The following is an 18,828-nucleotide window of genomic DNA, read 5'->3' on the forward strand; positions in this document are numbered from 1 at the left end:
ATGAAATCTTTACTGCTGAACGCCGACATGGGAGAAAGCCTTGGCCCCTGGGTAATGGGGCTGGATCACCAGGTTATGCCCCACGTGGACCTGGCCAACATCGCCTGCGGTTTTCACGCATCGGATCCGGATGTCATGCGGCGCACGGTACGCATGGCGGCGGAACATTCCGTGGGGATTGGCGCCCACCCGGCCTACCCGGACCTCATCGGTTTTGGTCGGCGCTCCCTGGCCTGCTCACCAACAGAAATCGAGAACCTGGTGCTCTATCAGGTGGGCGCCCTGGCCGCCATTTGTCGCGCCGAAGGCACGGATATCCGCTACGTGAAACCCCACGGCGCGCTCTACAACGATATGGCCCGCAAACCGGAAATCTTCAGTGCGGTGGCGCGGGCGATCAGAGCCTATAACCCCGAACTCCCACTGATGACCCTGGCAAGCCGCGACACCAGCGAAATACAGAAACTGGCCCGTACGCACGGCCTCACACTATGGTTTGAAGCCTTTGCCGACCGCGCCTACGACACTCACGGCCACCTGGTTTCCAGGGCGCAGCCGGGCGCGGTGCATCACGATTCTGATGTTATTCTTGACCAGGCCCAGCGCATTGCCACAGGACAACCGCTGACCACCAGCGATGGCAGTGAGCTGATCCTGACCGCGGACACTCTGTGCGTGCATGGGGACAACGAAGAGTCGGTGGCTTCGGTGCGCGCCATTCGCCAGATGCTCAACGCACTTGGCAGGCAGGCATGAAACAGGCGCAGTTACCAAGCCTCGAACGGGCCGGCCTTGACGGCTGGATGGTGAGGCTGTTCGACAGCATTGAGGAAAACAACCTGTTATGGCTGACCGCCCTCGCCGAGGAATGCGAAGCAGCGTTTGGCGACGCTTTGATCGACCTGGTGCCATCCTATACTACGCTGCTGGTTGTTTTTGACCCGCTTCGCATCTCGCCTTGCGCGGCCCGGACACAACTGATTGACATACTGGCCCGGCTCAGGCCTGTGGAAGCCGGCACCAGCGGCACACTCCATGAACTGCCCACCTGGTATGACCCGCATGTGGGCCCTGACCTCCAGCGAGTTGCTGATCTCTCGGGTGTTTCCGTTGAGTCGGTCGTCGAAGCCCATAGCAGCCGGGAATATCGGGTGTTTGCCCTAGGCTTTGCTCCCGGTTTTGCCTTTATGGGACTTCTGGATGAAACACTGACCTGCCCCCGCCTGGATACCCCGCGTCAGAAAGTCCCCGCTGGCAGCGTAGCCATTGCCGGCCAGCAGACCGCCGCCTATCCGGTCGTTACACCGGGCGGCTGGAACCTGATTGGCCGGACACCCACACGGCTGTTTGACCGCAATCGCGAAGGGTTCAGTCTGCTGCGGGTGGGCGACCGAGTGCGTTTCGTGCCAGTGAGTCGGGACGAATTCGAGTCACAGGGCGGCGACGCCACACCCACTGAAGGGGAATCGACCAGATGAGCGAGAGCAACCTGATCGGATTTCGCGTGTCCCGCGCCGGCCCGCTTGCCCTGTTGCAGGACGCTGGCCGCTTTGGAGTCAGGCACCTGGGCGTAACCCAGGGCGGTCCCGCCGACCTGCATGCCTGGGCCTGGGCTAACCGCCTTACCGGCAACGCCTGGGGGGCAGCAGCCCTGGAAATCACCTTCGGCGGGCTGGAACTGGTGGCGGAACAGGATCTGACCATTGCGCTGACGGGCGCCAACCTTGGCACCAGACACAACCAGAAAACGGCTCCCATGTGGCGAACACTGGCCATCAGCGCCGGCGACACGCTGACCTTTGGCACACCGGTCAACGGCTTGCGAGCGTACCTTTCTGTTGCGGGAGGGTTCTGCGGCGATACTGTGCTGGGGAGCGCCGCCTGCGTGGTGCGTGAGCAGCTCGGTGGGTTTGACGGCCAGGGAACCACCCTGCAAGAGGGTGACACCCTGGCCGTAAACCGGACTGCAACCACCCCGGCTAGCCAGGTTGCACCGGATTCGGAGCAGCGTGACTACCGCCAGGCACCGATACTGGAACTGCTTCCAGGCGCCCAGATAGCGACGTTCACCGGCAAAAGCCTGTTTGAGGCATTCAATGCCGAATGGCAGGTGGACCAGCGCGCCGATCGCATGGGGGTCCGGCTTACCGGCCCCAGGCTGCAGTGCTCCATCGGATCGCTGGTATCAGAAGGTATTTCACTGGGGGCGGTGCAGGTGCCGCCTGATGGCCAGCCCATCGCGCTGCTGAACGACCGGCAGACCATTGGCGGCTACCCGCGCCTGGGCAACCTGACACCCCTGGCGGCCAGTCGCCTTGCCCAATGTCTACCAGGTCAGACAGTGCGCCTCAGGGCTGCCGGTATCGATAGCGCGCTACGGCAGCACCGGCAGTTCCTGGCCGCGTTCCGCTAGGGCAGCCTTCTCAGGCCCGCCCCAGAAACCGCCGCTCTTCCACGTTGATCTTGATCCGGTCACCCGTGGAAATATGCTCCGGTACCTGAACGACCAGCCCTGTTGTGAGTCTCGCCGGTTTGGTCCGGGCGGTGGCAGAGCCACCCTTGACCGAAGGGTCGGTTTCCTCAATAACAAGATCCACCGTAGGGGGTAAGTCCAGCGCCACCGGTGCCTCGCTTACAAGAATCACCATCAACCCCTGGGTCTCCTCGTTGATGAACAGGAGCTCATCAGCAATGGCCTCTCGGTTCAGGCTGTACTGGGTGTAGTCTTCGCTGTCCATGAAGACGTATTCGTCACCATCGGAATAGGAAAAGATCGCCGGCCTGCGAACCAGATCCGCCAGATTCAACATGTCGGAATCTTTAAAGGTCTGATCAATCTTGTAACCGGTTACCACATCGTACAGGCGCATACGATACAGGCTTCCACCGGCTCTCCCCTGCGGCACGGACCGCTCGATATCCTTTACAAAATAGACACCACCTTCGTACTCAACCGCCGAATTCTTCTTGATTTCACCTGCTTTTGGCATTGCTTCTTTTTCCGCAATTAAAGTGGGACATGGACGGCAAATCAGGTTCCGAATTGTTATCCCTTCAGACCCAGGTTCTCCGCGTCCTTAAGGATACAATCATCCAGACGTTCGAGATACTCAGCCTTGGCTTTGCGCTTGGTCTGTTCGTGGGCCTTCATGTTCAGTTTCCGGAACTGCTGAGCCAACTCCTTCGCCCGCTCCATAAGCTGTTCAGGAGATACGACTTCGTCCAGGAAACCGGCTTGAACAGCGCCGGCCGGGTTGAAAATCTCAGCGTTGATCACTGCGCGATAGAAATGGGCCGGCGACAGGCGGTGGCGCGCAATCTCGATACCAGCATGGTGCATTGTCATGCCAATGGCGACTTCATTAAGACCCAGCTTGAAATCGCCCTCAATGCCAATACGGTAATCAACCGACAGGAGAACGAACGCGCCCTTGGCAATGGCGTGGCCACTGCAGGCCCCGACGACCGGCAGAGGGAATGCCGCCAGTCGACGTGTAAACCTTGATCCGACCGTAACCAGGGCGGCAGCTTCCTCCGGTCCCTTCTGCATTTCCTTCAGGTCGTAGCCGCCGGAAAGTATGCCGGGCTGTCCGGTCAGGATGACCACCGCCCGGTCTTCCTCGGCCCGGTCAAAGGCATTATTCAGCGCTTCAAACACTTCATGGCTCAGCGCGTTTGCCTTGCCGTTGCTGATAGTGATGGTCGCAACACCATCTTCCAATTGGTAATTTACAAGGTCCGTCACCGGAATATCCTCTTACTGAAGTTGTCTTTCAAGGTGGTGAACTTTGCCACCTTCTGCCAAAACTAGCTACCCTCTCAGAAGCTCGACATCTCGTCCTGCAGGTCGCGTTTCAATTCCTCCGGCTCGGTAATCCACAGGGTGTCATCACGGCCGGGGAACACGCCCACTTCGAGGCCGTCCCGGGTCAGGCCAGGCACCCACTTCCTGAAAAAGTCGGGCAGCGAGATACTTTTCGGTGACAGGTCACTGGCACCTTTTGCATACTCCACCGCAAATGCCGACCCTGGCCATACCGGCAGGTGAGCCAGAGCACCATCGTCCGACTCGATCTTCAGGAAGCGGTTATCCTCATTGACCAGAATCCAGATCTCGCGCTCTTCACCAACCACGCTCAGGAAGTAGTCGTATCGCTCCTCGCCATTCAATTCGAGGATCTGGGTCAGTTCGTCATTGGTCATCGCAGTCATTAACAGTTTTACTCCCGTAAGAAACCTTGCCCATTCACCTGCTACACTGGCATATCCAAGGCTACTTTGAGTCTTGAGAATGGGTTCCACAAGCACACTATAAGGAAATTGGAATGGGAAGCACGAAAGTCATTGGCCTCGTTCTGCTCGTGGTAGGCGTTGCCTTGCTCTTTTTCGGGTATCAATCCACACAATCCGTGGGGGACCAGATTACCGAAACGCTCACCGGCCGCTTTACGGATGAAACCATGTGGTACCTGATTGGCGGTGCAGCAGCCGTTGTCGCAGGTGGATTCCTGGCATTTGTCAGAAAATAACCGTTACAGGAGATCGTCCTAATGACACTTCACCTTGAGCTCGCCCCACTGATCAGTCTGGGCGCAGGCATAGGCATACTGGTATTTCCAAAACTGCTGAACTATATCGTGGCAGGTTACCTGATCGTTCTGGGTGTTCTGGGATTGCTGGGGCATTCCTTCTAGTACTAGTAACAGACAGATCCCGGGCCTCAACGATCCACGTGACCGAGTGAGCGCTCAGGATCTATTTCATCCCGCACCAACTGCTTGAGCACCTTGATCTCCGGAAAGCCCTGCTGCTCCTTCCGGGACCATATCCGTTTGCCATTAACCCAGATCTCGAAAATGCCGCCAGTTCCCGGATGCAGGGACAGCGACTCCAGCTCGCCTTCGAAAGTCGTTAGCAGTTCCTGTGCCATCCAGGCCGAGCGAAGCAGCCAGCGGCACCCTGTGCAGTAATGGATATCAATTCTGTTTGTCATGGGACACTTCTTTTCCGAGGCAATGGTGCTCTGTGATGTTCGGGACACTAGAAGCGCGTCCTGCCACGCAACAACACCTGTAGCGGATCAATGCTGTCATCCCCGTCCAGCGGGAAAGCAAAGTCCAGATGCAGCATTCGCTGGACCTCAATCCGGCTCGAAGCCAGTCTGATGCCGAAGCCTACGTCTTTCAACACCCCACCATCCGGACCGTTGTTACGACCATCATCAAACCAGGCTCGCCCCACATCGGTGAACAGGACACCGCCCACGCGGAACAGCTTGAACGGATGCCAGTCAGGAAAGTAGCGCCGCTCCAGTGTCCAGAGCGCCCGACGGTTGCCCTGCTGGTAATCACTGGGATAACCACGGAGGCCGCTCTCACCGCCTATCAGGAGCTGCTGGTCTGCGGTCAGGTTGCGAGCCGCGGTAAACGACAGACTGCTATACCAGCTCTTCCAGCGTACCGAACCGCCGTGAAAATACTCCAGGTTGAATGTTCCCTGAAGATTCTCGACGCGGCTTTCATCCAGCCGGTAGGTACCGCTCTGGCTGAGCCCGTAGCTGGCGTAGTTGGTGTCGGTAGCCAGAAGCGCATCCTGAAAGTCCATATTCAGTACAATGCGGTCCTCGGTGGCACCAAGCCCGGGAGAGGAATACCCCAGCTCTGTGCGCCAAACGAAGCCGTCCCGTACATCCTCCACCCTCTGCAGGCGGGTCAGGTTTACCATCTCCCGGAAGCGGTTTTCACGGTAGTCAAACCCGACCCACGGGTAGCTCAGGGTTCGGTCTTCCGGAAGCACGTCCAGAGCGGTCTCATCCGGCAGCCGCTCGAAATCGAGGGCGTCATAACGGTAGCCGGCAAGCAGGCGCCATTGTCGGTCATCGCGCTCCGCCAGCCGCCATCCCACATCAACACTGGCAAATTCCTGACTACGACGGTAATCGGCAATCTCCTCGGCACCGACAAAGCGGGATTGTTCACGCACGTCGTCCACGCCGCTAAGCCCGAAGCGCCAATCTGAGCGTTCGCTGTAGAACGGACGCTCCAGATAGGCACTGCGGCCACGGCCATCGCTACGCTTGTCGTAGGAAAACCCGGTCTGCCAATGAGAGCCGAGTAGATTAGGATCGTCAAAATAGACGCTGGTCTCGGTACGGTCCGGATCCCTGGTGAAGGAAATCCCCACGCTCTTGCCTGAGCCGAGGAAATTGGGGTCAGACAACCCGGTATTCGTGGTGTTCTCACCACCCGACCTGGAGGCCCCGACAGTGGGCAGCAGCGTCCAGGTGTCCCGGGCCAGGACACTCACTTCCACCTCATCCCCACACACCCGGGTCACACCAACCCACGCGGCGGTCAGGTACTCGCGCTGGCGGAGTATGCGTTCTGACTCCGCAATCAGACCGGGCTCGTAAACATCGCCCGGCTCGAACACCAGTTGTGCTCGCAGAGCCGATTTCCAGGTGGGCGTATTGAGCGCATTCAGGGTGCGATAGAAAAAATTGTCCTGCTCCGGATCACTGACATCAAAAATGGGCCGCCGGACGATGCGAATCTGGCCAATGCGGGCACCTTCCGGAATCACCAGATCGCTCTGGCGTGCCAACTGATCGCGGGGCTGATCAAGGTCAATGGACTCCGGCTGCACGTCGCTGACAGTACAGCGGGCAGTATCCAGCTCTGCCCCCTCAGCCGGGACCAAGAGGGGTAATCCAAAAAAAGGCAGTGCGCGCCCCAGAGCTATCACCGCGGTGCGGATCATGGTTCCCCCGGGACTATCGAATACCCTGCGACTGCAGCCACTGGCTGATCTGCGACTGATTCATGGCACCACTCTGGCGAGCCAGTTCCCGACCATTCTGGAACAGGATCAGGGTTGGAATACTGCGGATGCCGAACTGGCCGGCGGCGGCCTGTGCCTGTTCGGTATTCAGCTTCGCAAAGCGGACTTTCCCCCGCCATGCTTTCGCCGCCTGCTCGAACTGAGGCGCCATCGCCTTGCAGGGTCCACACCAACTGGCCCAGAAATCCACCAGCACCGGAATATCACTACGCCCGGTATGGACGGAGAAATTCTGATCCGTCAGATCCAGAACCTGATCCGGCCAGAGCGGCTGCTTGCAGGCACCGCAATTACCACCGGATGCCAGCCTCGCGGAGGGTACCCGGTTTACCTTATGGCAGTGAGGACACACCAGGTGTCGGATATCGGTTGTCATTGGTCAGCCTTTTCTTGATGTATTCAGTCACCAGCCAGAGGCACCAGGACGCGTCTACTTCCGCGCCCTCGTGATCCGGAACAGCGCCTCCGGTGAAACCCGCTTGATCCAGAGTGCGGCCATTTCCTTACCCTTGCCTACCGGAATTTCCCGTTTCTTTGATCTTAAACCTTTAAATATCACCTCTGCACATTCGTTTACATCCATGCCACCGGCTATGTCCTCGTCCACCTCACCATAGGCCGATCCATCACCCGCCAGAGCATTGCGGGAAATGTCAGTTCGGATAAAACCCGGGGTAATGGTGGAGACGTACACACCCTGCCCTTCGACTTCGGCCCGCAAGGCATCAAAAAAGCCCATCACGGCGTGTTTGGCGGCACAATAACCGGTTCGCAATGGCACGCCCACTTTGCCGGCAACGCTGGAAGTCACCGCAATATGCCCGGCACCACGCTCGAGCATATGGGGCAGTACCGCCTTGGTCAGCGCAATCTGACCCATCACGTCCACATCCATCAGCTTCTGGTAAACCGCCAGATCCGTGTCCTTGCACAACGAGCGCTGTGAAACACCGGCGTTGTTCACCAGCAGATCAATGTCGCCGAAGGTATCAAGCACGGTCTGGACTGCGACGGGCAGTGACTCCCAGTCTGTCACATCCAGCGGTAACACCAGCACCTGATCCGCCGCAAGCCCCGCTTGACGGCAGCGTTCCGCAACGCGCTCCAGTTCGTTCTCACGCCGGGCGGAGAGAACCAGCCGGGCAGCATCCTGCGCGAACTGCAAGGCAAGCGCCTCGCCAATGCCTGCGGATGCACCGGTGATCCAGACAGTTTTTGTAGACATAACCAATACTTCCCTAACGAATTTGTGGACAGACTACCTCAGCCACTCCCTGAGTTCACGCAGTGGCAACGGGCGGCATAACCAGAACCCCTGGAGCCTGTCGCATCCCAGTTCCGCCAGCAACCGTGCGGCCTGATCACTCTCAACACCCTCCGCGACTATGTGGTAATCGAGACTATGCGCCATATTAACAGCTGTCCCGACAATCACCCTTGAACTCTCGCTGGTCTCGATATCCTCGATCAGTGACCGATCCAGTTTCAGCTCCGTCGCAGGCAGTTGTTTCAGATAAGACAGCGAGGAATAGCCGCTGCCGAAATCATCAATGGAGATCTTGAGCCCCATCGCAGCAAGCGCTTCCAGCGCCATCAGGCCTTTGCCGGGATCTTCCATGGCCGCGGTTTCAGTCAGCTCCAGAATGAGGCTCTGCACTTTGACGCCATGGCGTTGGAGAGCAGAGGTTATCGCCTCTTCAAGCTCGCCCGCCGCCAGATCCCGTGCCGAGATATTGATGGACATTGTCAGGTCCGGATAAACGTCCATCAGGCTCGACAGGTCACGGATACTTCGTTCAATCGCCCAACGTGTCAACTGGGTGATCACGCCGGTTTCTTCCGCCAGTGGAATGAAATCGGCAGGGAAAACCCAGCCTCGGTCCGGGTGATTCCAGCGAATTAGCGCTTCGAGCCCGATTACAGAACCACTGGCCAGGCAGAGTTTCGGCTGGTAGTGGAGCTCGGTACGATCTTCCTGAAGGGCTTCCCTCAGGTCCGACATCAGCGTCAGCCTGCTTTCGCTGTAAATGTCGTACTCCTGGGAATAGAACCCGGTTTCATAGGGGCCATGGGGAGCTATTTCCATTCCAACGTGAGCGTTGCGGATCAGCATTGCTGCACTGTCCCCATGCGCAGGATAGCTTGCGGCACCAAACCGGGGATGCAGCTCAATGGCGAGATTATCCAGCACAACCGGCTCAGCCAGTTGTTTCAGCACCCTGTTCAGACCCGCAAAGTTGTCGCTCACTTCATCGGCATTGACCAACAGACCAAATGTATCACCCGAAAGCTGATATACCAGTTCCTCTCTTCCGTGGCTGTCCGGACTCCGGTGAAGAAACGGGAGCGTCCTGGCCAGCTCAGTCATCTGATTCGCCAGGCTATGGAGCAACCGGTCACTGCGGCTGAGACCAAGCGTACGATTAATTTCATCCAGTCGGGTAATTCGCGCGACACCCACCATGTAATGCCCATCGGGGTCCCGCTGCAATTGTTCGTTTACCATGCGCTCGAAACGGTTACGATTGGGAAGCCCTGTGACCGGATCATGGGTCATCGCTTCATTCAGCCGGTTCTGGGCCTCATTTCTGGCTTTCTCCGTGCGCAAAGCGTCGGCCTGAGCCCGGATTTTCTGCTCGCGCTCACGATACAGACGATCCGCCAATGCCAGGGTCAGGATAAATGCCTCGAGGCCAGAGCCGATCTGCATGGCATGTTCGGTCATGAAGTTCTCAGGAAAGAACCCCAGTGCCCGACCGGCCGTTGCCAGCACTCCAACCGTCAGCGGTGTCCAGGCAATGGTAAAGAAGGCACCGGCCCGAACACCCGCTGCCCAGGTAATGGGGCCCGCCACAAACAACAATGAGAAGAAGCACAGCGCGGAAACGGCAGACAACACAACCGCCGCGTTATAGCTCAACGTGAGCGCAGCAACGAAGTTGATGACCTCAAAACCGATCATGATCCGGATGGCGATATCCAGCCTCGGGCTGTGGGAAGGGATCCTCAGCAACGCCCGACAGAACAACACCGAGAAAAGTGCCAGGACGGGCATCGACACCAGCAGGGCGCGGGCGTGGATATCCGGGAACTGGGGGTAAAGAAGCTGAAAACTGTATCCCTTGATGGACGCGAAGAACAGCAGATAGCCGGCAATCGCCAGAGCGTAATAGAGGTACAGTTTCTCCCGAAGGGTCAGAAACACTGCCAGATTGATCAGGATAATAACGGTCAGGCTTCCATAATAGAAAAAATGGAGCTTCTGCTCATTTGCGGCTGCACTAAAGAATTCACTCTCACGCCAGATCTTGAGCGGAAGAATCATCGACCCGGCAGTTTCTACCCGGATATAGATCGTCTTTGCCTGCTGCGGCTCCAGATCAAACCGTAACAGCATGTTGGGATGGTCAACCTGCCGGGGATAGAACGGTCTTGTATCGCCGGTGCGGAACTCGTCAATGCGCTCACCATTGGAAAAAACATGGAAAACCACATCGTCCAGCTGAGAATAGGCCAACTCGACAATCAGATTCAGAGAATCCGGTGTCCGGTTTTCAACCGCAAAACGTAGCCAGTAAGCGGACGAAGTGATGCCGAAGGTTTCACTACCCGTTGGCACCTCCTGCCAATCGTCATCGGGTAGCGAGACAACCTCTTCGATATCCGCCTTACCTTCAGAGTCTTCCCAGGCCTGGAACTGCGCCTGGATCGGTGAGGCGTCAGAGACTGCAATGGTTTGTGTCTCTGCCAGACCAGTGTTCCAGAAGATCAGAATCGACAGCGCGACAAGCCAGCGCCAAACCCGCGAAATAATCATGACCAGCCAACCACCGCGTCGGTCACTGAGAGGTCCTCTTTTCTTATTAGTCTGTTTCCAAGCTTAATCCTAGTCTCGAAAGCAATGCTGGTTGAAAACCTTTCGTGTAGAAAATTGTGTACAGAGACTTCACAATCACTGCTGACTCTCGAGCAGAAGAGGAGAACGGAGGGGATACCATGATCAACGAAACCGATATAAAACACCTCGACCGCTGTATTGAACTTGCTACCATGGCTTTGGAAAGCGGCAACCCTCCGTTTGGTTCGGTGCTGGTGGATCAAACCGGCGCAGTGAGGTATGAGGGCCATAATGAGACAGCAGGCGGGGACGGGACCCGTCACCCGGAGTTCGCCATCGCGCGGTGGGCCGCTGCCCACATGACGCCTGAGGAGCGGGCGGCAGCGACTGTCTATACCTCAGGCGAGCACTGTCCCATGTGTGCAGCAGCCCATGGCTGGGTAGGCCTGGGCCGGATTGTCTATGCAAGTTCCTCGGAGCAGCTCTCAACGTGGCTGGACGAGATGCATGCGGAGCCATCCCCCGTGGCAACCCTGCCCATCAACCAGGTGGTACCCGGTGTGCCAGCGGAAGGGCCGTTCCCTGTGCTGGCAGAAGCCGTTCGCGACCTGCACAGGCGGTTCCATTCAGAACACAAAACTGGCAACAGAGCCTGAGGCCCATGCGCATTCGCGTTACTCACCAACGAATCACCATTGCCCTGCAGCTGATACTGCTTGCCGAAACAGTGTTTGCCATATGGGGCCAACGCTGGTTTACCGCCTTCCTGACCGCAATGATCATTGCCATCACCTTCTTCCCGATACTGTTTGAGCGCCGGTTCCGGATTCACATCCCGCCGGAATTGCAGCTTGCGGCTATCGGCTTCGTGTTCGCCTCCCTGTTCCTGGGCGAGATTCGCGATTATTACACCCGGTTCTGGTGGTGGGATATGGCACTGCATACCATGTCCGGTTTTCTGCTGGGAATCCTCGGCTTCCTGCTGGTCCACATCATGAACGAAACCGAAAAAATCCATGTCCATATGAACCCCGGTTTCGTGGCCTTCTTTGCCTTCATGTTTGCGCTGGGTGTAGGCGCGCTGTGGGAGGTTTTTGAATTCACCATGGACTCTTTATTCAGCATGAACATGCAGAAACCCATGCTCGGTGACCCTTCCGGACTGACGGACACCATGTGGGACCTGGTGGTTGATGCCCTGGGCGCACTGGTGATTTCAGTACTGGGCTGGCGTTATCTGAAAAACCCCGAAGAAAGGTCATTCCTGGAGCGCTGGATTGATGCATTCATCATGCGCAACCCAAGATTCTTCAAGCGCTGAGGGGCAGGAGTTCAGCCAAAATAGTCCTGTATCCATTCAAACAACATTGTGGTGTCCACATCGGATAGTGCCATCTGTTTGAAATCGTCACCCACCTCATCCTGGATGGTTACAAACTGGTAAAGCAGGACTCCGGGCTGTTCATCATGCAGGATAAGCGTAATGCGCCGACGGGTGCGGAGGCAGTCGATGGTCATCACATCGGCAGGAATACCGGCATCACGCATGCCACGGCGAACTTCCACCACCGGGTTGATATGCTCGTGGGCTGCCTGGATACGGGCATGGGCATCGCTCGCCATGTCTGACAAGGCCTTGAGGGGATCTTCTGACATTCTATTCAACCATTCCTGATCTGGGAACCAGACAATTCATCGCCGTTATAGACAGGTCCCGAAACACAGTTTCTGAGGCAATCACGCTCGGAAACCTGTCATAGACTGACCGCCGGCACGAGGATGTCCGGGCTTCACTTTCATTCACACAATCCGAGTAGACTTGTGCCCCGCGGCCCTGCCCGGTGACATCCTCACACAGTACAGGGATCTGAGTAACCACCCAGTCCATGGCAAGACTGCGCTCGACAGGGTTCGTAGCAAGGTTGGCGAAACGGCTGGCCTCTATCGGCTCCGGCTGTTCCCGGGTCTGCTCCCAGAGAACAAACAGCAGGGCTGCCGATACCAGTACAATGGTGACCTTTGGTAACTTCATGGGCGCCTTATCAATACGCTGGATCAGGCAGTGGATGATAAACGCTCGGGAATGTGCTGTCTCGGTTTGCGCGGCTATACTGACGGGGACTTTTCCATATCAGGGCCACTCATGGACAACGGCCCGACCACTCAAAAAAAGAAGGAGTCTGGCAAATGACCACACTGATCGTTGGTCTGGTTCTGTTTTTCGGCGTGCACTCACTTTCCATCGTCAACGAACCGATGCGTAATCGCCTCCACGCCTCCATGGGTGAGATACCCTTCAAGGCCCTCTACTCACTGGTCTCTCTCGTGGGCCTGGTGCTCATCATCTGGGGCTATGGGGCTGCCCGTATGGACCCCACCGTCATCTACACACCCCCGGGCTGGCTCAGGCATCTGGCCATGTTGCTTCTGGTCCCGGTTTTCCCGCTCCTGTTCGCCACCTACTTCCCTGGCAAGATCAGGGCAAAGCTGGGACACCCGATGCTGGTGGCCGTCAAACTCTGGGCGCTTGCGCACCTGCTGGCCAACGGGATGCTACACGATGTGCTGCTGTTCGGCGCTTTCCTGGCGTGGGCGGTGGTCGACCGGATTTCCATGAAGCGCAGAACCCAGCGGCCAGTCCCCACTCTGCCGGCCAGCAAGGCGAACGACGCCATTGCGGTTGTTGGGGGCCTCGCTGTCTATGTAGTAATGGTTCTCTGGGCTCACCAGTGGCTCTTTGGTGTGGCACCTGTCTGATTATCAGCGGGGCCCTCAGGGTGTGACGATATTGAAACGGCCGTCTGGCTTGTCGAGCATGCTGAAGAACCCGATCAGATCCAGCTTGCTGCCCTCAAAGCGGATATCATCACTGAACAGCAGCTCCTTGAGACCGGCATCGCCTATCAGAATGTCCACAAACATGGGCCGCGTCAGCAGCAGGCTGGCGTCCGCGGGCGTATCGTCACTGGTCAGCCGGTGATGCAGTACTGAGTTCTGAAGGGTCAGCAGGTAACTCTGCTGAAGGTCGGTGAAGGTCACCTTGATGGTTGTGGATTTGCCTTCCGCATCGGCAGCATTCAGGCGCACAGCCATGCTCTCGAAGAACAGCGATACCGGTGTATGAAGCAGGATTTCCCGCATTACGGCCGGCTTGAGACCCTCTTTCGGCGCCCCATGCCGCAATTCATAGGCACCGGTAAGATAGAAGTCGCGCCAGGGCCCTGACTCTGCCTGGTACCCCAGCTGGTCGTAGACGTTTGCCAGCAATGCCCTGGCGTCCCCGTTGTCCGGATCAGCAAAGACCACATGATTCAGCAACTCCGCCAGCCAGCGGTAGGTGTTCCGGCCCTCGGTGGCATCCATATCGGCAGCGCCACTGAATTCCCGGAGGGCCTGGTCCAGAACCTTCTCGGCACCGCCCATCATCTCGACAGTCCGTTTTGCCGACTCGCTTTCTGGCAGAGGGTTGAGCTGTGCGGGATTGGCGGTAAACCAGCCCATATAGTACTGATACACCGCCTTGGCATTATGGGAAACCGTGCCGTAATAACCCTGGTTGTGAAAATCTTCATTCAGCGCAGGTGGTAACTGCAGGTTCTCAGCAAGCTCACGGGGCGTGGCGCCCCGGTTCATCAGGCGCACGGTCTGGTCATGGATGAACTTGTAGGTATCACGCTGCTTGGCCAGGAATTCCTGAATCTTGTCCTGACCCCACAAGGGCCAGTGGTGGCTTCCGAAATACACATCAGCTTCCGGGAAGAGGTTCCTTGCCTCCTCGATGAATCCACTCCAGATTCTGGCATCGCGGACCTTTGCACCCCTGGGAGTGTATAGGTTGTGCATGTTGCGGCTGACCAGCTCCGCGCCACAGAACGCCTTGTGCTCCGGCAGGTAGAAGGTGAATTCGGCAGGTGCCTCAGAGCCGGAGACGATCTGGAAAACCATCGGCACGCCGTCAACGGTAAGCTCGGTTCCGGTTTCACTGACCATGTCCGTGGGTGTTGCGAAACCGAATGTGCCAAACGCCGGGCCCTTGCCCAGGCCGGTACCCACGTGGCCACGGTCGCCCCGTCCAAGCTGCTTGCCGTACATGTACATTGCGCGTCGGGTCATGGCCGGGCCGGCGATGATGTTCTCGCTGGTGGCTTCCTCCTCAAAGCCTGCCGGTGCAATGATGCGCAGATCAGCTTTCTCCTCGTCCGACAAGTGCTGAAGAATACCCTGGACACCACCAAAGTGGTCGATATGGCTGTGGGTGAACAGGATTGCCCGCACCGGCTTTTCTCCCAGGTGTTCCCGTGCGAACAGAAAGGCTTTGCTGGCCGTTTCGCCGGCGGTTAGCGGGTCAACCAGTATCCAGCCAGTATCGCTTTCAATGATCGACATATTGGCCAGATCGTAACCCCGGATCTGGTACAGCCCTTCCCTCACCTCGAACAGGCCGTGGATATTGTTCAGAGCGGCCTGGCGCCAGAGGCTCGGGTTAACCGAGCTGGGGGCATTTTCACCGTCACTGTCAATAAAAGCATAGTCCTGCATGTTCCAGATTTCGCCGCCATTGACACTATCGACCACCAACTCAGCATCCTGTGCTATCAGGCCGCGGCGTGCGTTCTCAAAATCGTCACGGTTATCAAACGGCCGCTGCTCCAGCACCTGACTATTGGCTTTGCTCGTGCTGGCCGTCGGCGCACTGTGCCCGGCGTCATTGGCTCCGGAGGCGCGCTCGGGGCCGGCATCACATCCGGCGATTGCCATAGCAAACAGCGAAACAAGGAAAATATTGGAACGTAGGAACATAGTATGCCTCCAGGTCTGTTGTTATTGGTTAAGTGGTGGCGAACTCAGCCCGGTCCCTACCCTTCGCCTTGGCCTCATACAGGGCATCATCGGCCTCTGAGATCATTCTGTCGAAGCTGGTGCCGTGCCATTGTGCAATGCCAATGGAAACCGTCATGGAAATCTGGTTATCCTCGACCGGCACCGCCAGGTTACGGACATGGTCAAGAAGTTTTTCGCTCAAGGCCAACAGATCCACATGCTCCGAGTCGGGAACGATAATGATGAACTCCTCGCCGCCCCAACGGCCGAAAAGATCCACCGATCTGAGAACCGAATCAGTGGCCCGGGCAAACGCTTGAAGGCAGCGATCCCCAATGTCATGGCCATACAGGTCGTTGATCCGCTTGAAGTGATCGATATCCAGTAACAGAACGCTGAAGGGATGCTGGCTACGGTCACTACGCCTTACTTCCTCTTCTCCGTGGGTCCTCATCTGCCGCCGGTTGGCGATTCCCGTCAGTTCATCGGTCAACGCCAGCGTGGTCAGCCGCCGGTTAGCCGCGAACAGCTCGCTTGTACGCTTCCGGACCCGGTCTTCCAAGGCTGCATTGAGCAGCTTCACCTCCGCCAGAGCCTTGCGCAACCTGTAGGATTTTCTGCGGTTCTGGTGCACAAACGCGGCAAGGTATAGCACCATCACGATAAACAGCACCACGAACTCCTGAGTCAGCAATGCGCTGCGTTCCTGCTGCTCCCGGATAAAAGGGCCGACGCCTGCGGCAGTGGCAAAAGAAACATAGAGCGCGACCATCGTAGCGAGAAACGAACCTGGCATGGGGCCAAAGCGAACGGCCACCCAGATCGGGGCCAAAACAACGATCAATGGCGTCAAAGCCAGATATTCCTCCGAATGCAGGCCCCAGGAGAACACCAGGTAGCAAGCCATAAGGCTGAAAATCCCTGCCATTATCAGTTCCGGATAGTAAAACCAGGGCGTCCTTGCCATTTTCCGTAGCGGGCCGGCGTTGAACAGCATATGGATCAAAGGTGTCAGGATGACAAGGCCGGTAGCATCACCAATCCACCAAAGCCGCCAGAAAGTAAGGAAGGGCGTTTCGTCGGTCACCAGTAGTGAATAGACAGAAGCACCACCAAGCGCAGCAATGGGCGAAGCTATGAAAAACACCGTGACCAGAAAGACGCTGAGGTCTTTGAGCCTGTGCCAATCCATCTCCTGCCCAAGAAAAAAACGCATGAGACCGGCAGCCAGCACGCACTCGGTTATGTTAACCGCACCGAACAACAGAGCCTGAGTAATGGTAAAGACAGGTATGTCTGCGGCTACCTCTGCGGCCAGGACGACCATTGCCAGGGGCCACCAGGAGCGGGGAGGACGACTGAGGAGCCCCGCGAGCAGAACAGCATTTGGTGGCCAGAGAACGACGATACCGCTGTCCAGTGCGGCAAAGTGAACACCAACGTAGGCACCCAGATAATACAGCGCCCCGATAAGGAGGGGAAACAGAACGGCGTGATGGTGGCTGTACAAGAGAAACCTCTTATTAACAGTCCCTGTTCAGTAAATATCAGGGACCGGAAATTCCCCATCAGGCCCTATCAGTCAGCTTTACGCACTTGGCATACAGGCTTCCCTGCGTTTTTATCCTATCAGACATCCCCTCCGGGAAAAGCTGCCGGGAGATCTTTTTGACAGAGAATACTGGCCATTGCATTCCCGGAAAAAAGTCATGACAGGCCATGACCAGAATTACGTGACCGGGGGTTATTTACTTTCATGAAGGCTTGCTCTACCTTAAGTAACCATCGTTCACTTATAAAGGCAGAGAACATGACTTATGTACTCATTACCGGCGCAAGCGCCGGGATCGGCGAGGTGTTTGCCCGGACACTCGCAGCCCAGAAGCAGAATCTGATTCTCGTGGCCCGCCGCGAAGACAGGCTGGTTACGCTAGCCGCTGAGCTTTCTGAGCAACACGATGTGAAGGTCGAGGTTCTGGCCGCAGATCTGGCCACAGCAGACGGCACTGAGAAGGTTTCCTCAACCGTGGCCGCCTCCGGCTGGAAGCTTAATGGGCTGATAAACAATGCCGGGTTTGGTGACCGAGGCGCCTTCACAGAGCTGTCTCTGGAACGTCAGCTCAGTATGATCCAGGTAAACGTCACCTCATTGGTGTCACTCACCTGGAGACTCATACCCAACCTGCAAGAAAGCACGGGTGCCTTCATCATCAATGTCGCCTCCACGGCAGCGTTTCAGGCAGGGCCCAAAATGGCAATCTACTACGCCACCAAGGCCTTTGTCCTTTCCTTGTCCGAAGCGCTGCACGAGGAGCTGAAGGACGCTGGCGTTGCAGTGAGCGCACTCTGCCCCGGCGCGACAGAGTCGGAATTTGCGGCCGAAGCCCACATGACTGATACCCGATTGTTCAAGGCGGGCACCATGCCAGCAGAAGCAGTCGTGCGGAAAGCACTGGCAAGGCGACGCACTGCCATTGTCATTCCGGGACTGCGCAATCTATTGATGGTATGGTCGGGCAAATTCTCTCCCCGACTCATTACCCGACGCCTTGCGGGCTGGTTACAGGCATAAGGAAAACATGAAAAACAGGCTTTGTGGTGGCAAACAGCGGGCCCGCACTGACGCAGAGAAAAGCACCCGGGAACAGCAGATCCTCGATGCAGCGGCGGAGCTGTTCACACACCGCCGCTATGGACAGCTGACACTGGCGGATGTCGCCGCAGCAAGCGGTCTGACCAAGGCGGCACTGTACCGCTATTTCAGAAGCAAGGAATTACTCTTCATTGCCATCTACCGGCGGGCCTTCAAAGCCCTGGTGCAAGACATGCAAACCCGAGAATCAATAGATCTTCCCGCAGAATTTGCTGACATTCTGGTTGCCCATCCGCTCTTCTGCAGCCTGACCGCCATTTTGCACACCGCACTGGAAACGGGGCTGACAGAGCAAGAGGCTCGGGATTTCAAGCTGTTTCTCCTGGAGCAGTCCCGGTTGCTTGCCGCGCCTGTCAAAGCGGCAAGTGGCCGTGATGATTCCGCCTGTTTCGATTTTCTGATGCAGTGTCAGCAAGCACTCATCGGCTGCTGGCATATGACCCATCCGCCGGAGGCCGCGCGCAGGGCCATGGAAAAAGCGCCGTTGACAGTCTTCAAAATGGAGTTTGCACCAACATTGCGACGCCACCTTCAGGCCCTGACTCTCGCGTTCAATGCCGGTGACACCAATGGCTCGCCATAAAAAAAGGACCCCGAAGGAGGCTGTGTGAAAACAGCCTCCGAAGCTGGCAAAATAGCCGCGACATGGCTCGCGGTTATTTTTTTATGAGACATC

22 protein-coding genes are annotated in these 18,828 nt (G+C 57.2%); 10 read left to right on the forward strand and 12 right to left on the reverse strand.

Going from position 1 to position 18,828, the window contains the following annotated elements; translation table 11 throughout:
- From QPM17_RS14075 to QPM17_RS14085, 3 genes are read left to right on the forward strand one after another with little or no spacing between them, the layout of a single operon-like run.
- Entirely contained in the window at positions 1-756 is a 756-nt protein-coding gene (locus tag QPM17_RS14075; RefSeq protein ID WP_285391436.1) for a 5-oxoprolinase subunit PxpA, read from the forward strand.
- Entirely contained in the window at positions 753-1,478 is a 726-nt protein-coding gene (pxpB, locus tag QPM17_RS14080) for a 5-oxoprolinase subunit PxpB (RefSeq protein WP_285391437.1), read from the forward strand. The genes QPM17_RS14075 and pxpB overlap by 4 nt, the downstream gene beginning before the upstream one ends.
- Complete coding sequence (locus tag QPM17_RS14085; RefSeq protein WP_285391438.1) at positions 1,475-2,413, forward strand: 5-oxoprolinase subunit C family protein; 939 nt, start codon at positions 1,475-1,477, stop codon at positions 2,411-2,413. Before pxpB ends, QPM17_RS14085 begins: the two co-directional genes overlap by 4 nt.
- 10 nt (positions 2,414-2,423) lie before the next feature.
- Here QPM17_RS14085 and efpL read toward each other — a convergent pair whose 3' ends face one another.
- From efpL to QPM17_RS14100, 3 genes are all read right to left on the reverse strand, one after another.
- Complete coding sequence (gene efpL, locus QPM17_RS14090; RefSeq protein ID WP_285391439.1) at positions 2,424-2,990, reverse strand: elongation factor P-like protein EfpL; 567 nt, start codon at positions 2,988-2,990, stop codon at positions 2,424-2,426.
- A 56-nt stretch (positions 2,991-3,046) separates the two neighbouring features.
- Complete coding sequence (locus QPM17_RS14095) at positions 3,047-3,745, reverse strand: crotonase/enoyl-CoA hydratase family protein (protein ID WP_285391440.1); 699 nt, start codon at positions 3,743-3,745, stop codon at positions 3,047-3,049.
- A gap of 74 nt (positions 3,746-3,819) precedes the next feature.
- Positions 3,820-4,203, reverse strand: coding sequence for a DUF2750 domain-containing protein (locus QPM17_RS14100; RefSeq protein ID WP_285391469.1), 384 nt, complete (start codon positions 4,201-4,203; stop codon positions 3,820-3,822).
- Positions 4,204-4,325: 122 nt separating this feature from the next.
- On the opposite strand from QPM17_RS14100, the gene QPM17_RS14105 reads away from it, so the two are divergent.
- Both QPM17_RS14105 and QPM17_RS14110 read left to right on the forward strand, forming a co-directional pair.
- Positions 4,326-4,529: a DUF3185 family protein gene (locus QPM17_RS14105; protein WP_285391441.1), complete on the forward strand. Its 204-nt coding sequence runs from the start codon at positions 4,326-4,328 to the stop codon at positions 4,527-4,529.
- Positions 4,530-4,550: 21 nt separating this feature from the next.
- A complete protein-coding gene (locus QPM17_RS14110) occupies positions 4,551-4,694 on the forward strand; it encodes a DUF3096 domain-containing protein (protein ID WP_099617637.1) in 144 nt (47 codons plus the stop codon).
- A gap of 26 nt (positions 4,695-4,720) precedes the next feature.
- Here QPM17_RS14110 and QPM17_RS14115 read toward each other — a convergent pair whose 3' ends face one another.
- From QPM17_RS14115 to QPM17_RS14135, 5 genes are read right to left on the reverse strand one after another with little or no spacing between them, the layout of a single operon-like run.
- A complete protein-coding gene (locus QPM17_RS14115; protein ID WP_285391442.1) occupies positions 4,721-4,993 on the reverse strand; it encodes an Rdx family protein in 273 nt (90 codons plus the stop codon).
- Positions 4,994-5,040: 47 nt separating this feature from the next.
- The gene (locus QPM17_RS14120) at positions 5,041-6,759 is read right to left on the reverse strand and encodes a BamA/TamA family outer membrane protein (protein WP_285391444.1); all 1,719 of its coding nucleotides are present in this window, start codon (positions 6,757-6,759) and stop codon (positions 5,041-5,043) included.
- A gap of 13 nt (positions 6,760-6,772) precedes the next feature.
- Entirely contained in the window at positions 6,773-7,216 is a 444-nt protein-coding gene (trxC, locus tag QPM17_RS14125; protein WP_285391445.1) for a thioredoxin TrxC, read from the reverse strand.
- Positions 7,217-7,270: 54 nt separating this feature from the next.
- Positions 7,271-8,065, reverse strand: coding sequence for an SDR family oxidoreductase (locus tag QPM17_RS14130; RefSeq protein WP_285391446.1), 795 nt, complete (start codon positions 8,063-8,065; stop codon positions 7,271-7,273).
- 33 nt (positions 8,066-8,098) lie between these two features.
- Positions 8,099-10,657: an EAL domain-containing protein gene (locus tag QPM17_RS14135; RefSeq protein ID WP_285391447.1), complete on the reverse strand. Its 2,559-nt coding sequence runs from the start codon at positions 10,655-10,657 to the stop codon at positions 8,099-8,101.
- Between the two features lie 179 nt (positions 10,658-10,836).
- Here QPM17_RS14135 and QPM17_RS14140 point away from each other — a divergent pair, with 179 nt between their 5' ends.
- The gene (locus QPM17_RS14140) at positions 10,837-11,334 is read left to right on the forward strand and encodes a nucleoside deaminase (RefSeq protein WP_285391448.1); all 498 of its coding nucleotides are present in this window, start codon (positions 10,837-10,839) and stop codon (positions 11,332-11,334) included.
- Between the two features lie 5 nt (positions 11,335-11,339).
- Positions 11,340-11,999 carry a DUF2238 domain-containing protein gene (locus tag QPM17_RS14145; protein WP_285391449.1) on the forward strand — a complete coding sequence of 220 codons (660 nt, stop codon included), beginning with the start codon at positions 11,340-11,342 and terminating at the stop codon, positions 11,997-11,999.
- Between the two features lie 11 nt (positions 12,000-12,010).
- Here QPM17_RS14145 and QPM17_RS14150 read toward each other — a convergent pair whose 3' ends face one another.
- On the reverse strand, positions 12,011-12,334 hold the full coding sequence (locus QPM17_RS14150) for a hypothetical protein (RefSeq protein WP_285391450.1): 324 nt from the start codon (positions 12,332-12,334) through the stop codon (positions 12,011-12,013).
- Position 12,335: 1 nt separating this feature from the next.
- Complete coding sequence (locus tag QPM17_RS14155) at positions 12,336-12,710, reverse strand: hypothetical protein (protein ID WP_285391451.1); 375 nt, start codon at positions 12,708-12,710, stop codon at positions 12,336-12,338.
- Between the two features lie 155 nt (positions 12,711-12,865).
- On the opposite strand from QPM17_RS14155, the gene QPM17_RS14160 reads away from it, so the two are divergent.
- Complete coding sequence (locus QPM17_RS14160) at positions 12,866-13,435, forward strand: NnrU family protein (RefSeq protein WP_285391452.1); 570 nt, start codon at positions 12,866-12,868, stop codon at positions 13,433-13,435.
- Positions 13,436-13,450: 15 nt separating this feature from the next.
- Here QPM17_RS14160 and QPM17_RS14165 read toward each other — a convergent pair whose 3' ends face one another.
- Positions 13,451-15,478 carry an alkyl/aryl-sulfatase gene (locus tag QPM17_RS14165; RefSeq protein ID WP_285391453.1) on the reverse strand — a complete coding sequence of 676 codons (2,028 nt, stop codon included), beginning with the start codon at positions 15,476-15,478 and terminating at the stop codon, positions 13,451-13,453.
- Positions 15,479-15,506: 28 nt separating this feature from the next.
- Entirely contained in the window at positions 15,507-17,009 is a 1,503-nt protein-coding gene (locus tag QPM17_RS14170; protein ID WP_285391455.1) for a sensor domain-containing diguanylate cyclase, read from the reverse strand.
- 300 nt (positions 17,010-17,309) lie between these two features.
- On the opposite strand from QPM17_RS14170, the gene QPM17_RS14175 reads away from it, so the two are divergent.
- Positions 17,310-18,071 carry an SDR family NAD(P)-dependent oxidoreductase gene (locus tag QPM17_RS14175; RefSeq protein WP_285391456.1) on the forward strand — a complete coding sequence of 254 codons (762 nt, stop codon included), beginning with the start codon at positions 17,310-17,312 and terminating at the stop codon, positions 18,069-18,071.
- A 7-nt stretch (positions 18,072-18,078) separates the two neighbouring features.
- Entirely contained in the window at positions 18,079-18,735 is a 657-nt protein-coding gene (locus tag QPM17_RS14180) for a TetR/AcrR family transcriptional regulator (RefSeq protein WP_285391458.1), read from the forward strand.
- Positions 18,736-18,828 lie beyond the last annotated feature (93 nt).

The sequence above is a fragment of the Marinobacter azerbaijanicus genome, from assembly GCF_030250645.1.
GTDB lineage: Bacteria > Pseudomonadota > Gammaproteobacteria > Pseudomonadales > Oleiphilaceae > Marinobacter > Marinobacter azerbaijanicus.

Excerpts from the sequence above, each read along its gene's own strand:
- QPM17_RS14075 (WP_285391436.1), top strand. The coding sequence starts at position 1 with ATGAAATCTTTACTGCTGAACGCCGACATGGGAGAAAGCCTTGGCCCC.
- pxpB (WP_285391437.1), top strand. The coding sequence starts at position 753 with ATGAAACAGGCGCAGTTACCAAGCCTCGAACGGGCCGGCCTTGACGGC.
- QPM17_RS14085 (WP_285391438.1), top strand. The coding sequence starts at position 1,475 with ATGAGCGAGAGCAACCTGATCGGATTTCGCGTGTCCCGCGCCGGCCCG.
- efpL (WP_285391439.1), bottom strand. The coding sequence starts at position 2,990 with ATGCCAAAAGCAGGTGAAATCAAGAAGAATTCGGCGGTTGAGTACGAA.
- QPM17_RS14100 (WP_285391469.1), bottom strand. The coding sequence starts at position 4,203 with ATGACCAATGACGAACTGACCCAGATCCTCGAATTGAATGGCGAGGAG.
- QPM17_RS14105 (WP_285391441.1), top strand. The coding sequence starts at position 4,326 with ATGGGAAGCACGAAAGTCATTGGCCTCGTTCTGCTCGTGGTAGGCGTT.
- QPM17_RS14110 (WP_099617637.1), top strand. The coding sequence starts at position 4,551 with ATGACACTTCACCTTGAGCTCGCCCCACTGATCAGTCTGGGCGCAGGC.
- QPM17_RS14115 (WP_285391442.1), bottom strand. The coding sequence starts at position 4,993 with ATGACAAACAGAATTGATATCCATTACTGCACAGGGTGCCGCTGGCTG.
- QPM17_RS14120 (WP_285391444.1), bottom strand. The coding sequence starts at position 6,759 with ATGATCCGCACCGCGGTGATAGCTCTGGGGCGCGCACTGCCTTTTTTT.
- trxC (WP_285391445.1), bottom strand. The coding sequence starts at position 7,216 with ATGACAACCGATATCCGACACCTGGTGTGTCCTCACTGCCATAAGGTA.
- QPM17_RS14130 (WP_285391446.1), bottom strand. The coding sequence starts at position 8,065 with ATGTCTACAAAAACTGTCTGGATCACCGGTGCATCCGCAGGCATTGGC.
- QPM17_RS14135 (WP_285391447.1), bottom strand. The coding sequence starts at position 10,657 with ATGATTATTTCGCGGGTTTGGCGCTGGCTTGTCGCGCTGTCGATTCTG.
- QPM17_RS14140 (WP_285391448.1), top strand. The coding sequence starts at position 10,837 with ATGATCAACGAAACCGATATAAAACACCTCGACCGCTGTATTGAACTT.
- QPM17_RS14145 (WP_285391449.1), top strand. The coding sequence starts at position 11,340 with ATGCGCATTCGCGTTACTCACCAACGAATCACCATTGCCCTGCAGCTG.
- QPM17_RS14150 (WP_285391450.1), bottom strand. The coding sequence starts at position 12,334 with ATGTCAGAAGATCCCCTCAAGGCCTTGTCAGACATGGCGAGCGATGCC.
- QPM17_RS14155 (WP_285391451.1), bottom strand. The coding sequence starts at position 12,710 with ATGAAGTTACCAAAGGTCACCATTGTACTGGTATCGGCAGCCCTGCTG.
- QPM17_RS14160 (WP_285391452.1), top strand. The coding sequence starts at position 12,866 with ATGACCACACTGATCGTTGGTCTGGTTCTGTTTTTCGGCGTGCACTCA.
- QPM17_RS14165 (WP_285391453.1), bottom strand. The coding sequence starts at position 15,478 with ATGTTCCTACGTTCCAATATTTTCCTTGTTTCGCTGTTTGCTATGGCA.
- QPM17_RS14175 (WP_285391456.1), top strand. The coding sequence starts at position 17,310 with ATGACTTATGTACTCATTACCGGCGCAAGCGCCGGGATCGGCGAGGTG.
- QPM17_RS14180 (WP_285391458.1), top strand. The coding sequence starts at position 18,079 with ATGAAAAACAGGCTTTGTGGTGGCAAACAGCGGGCCCGCACTGACGCA.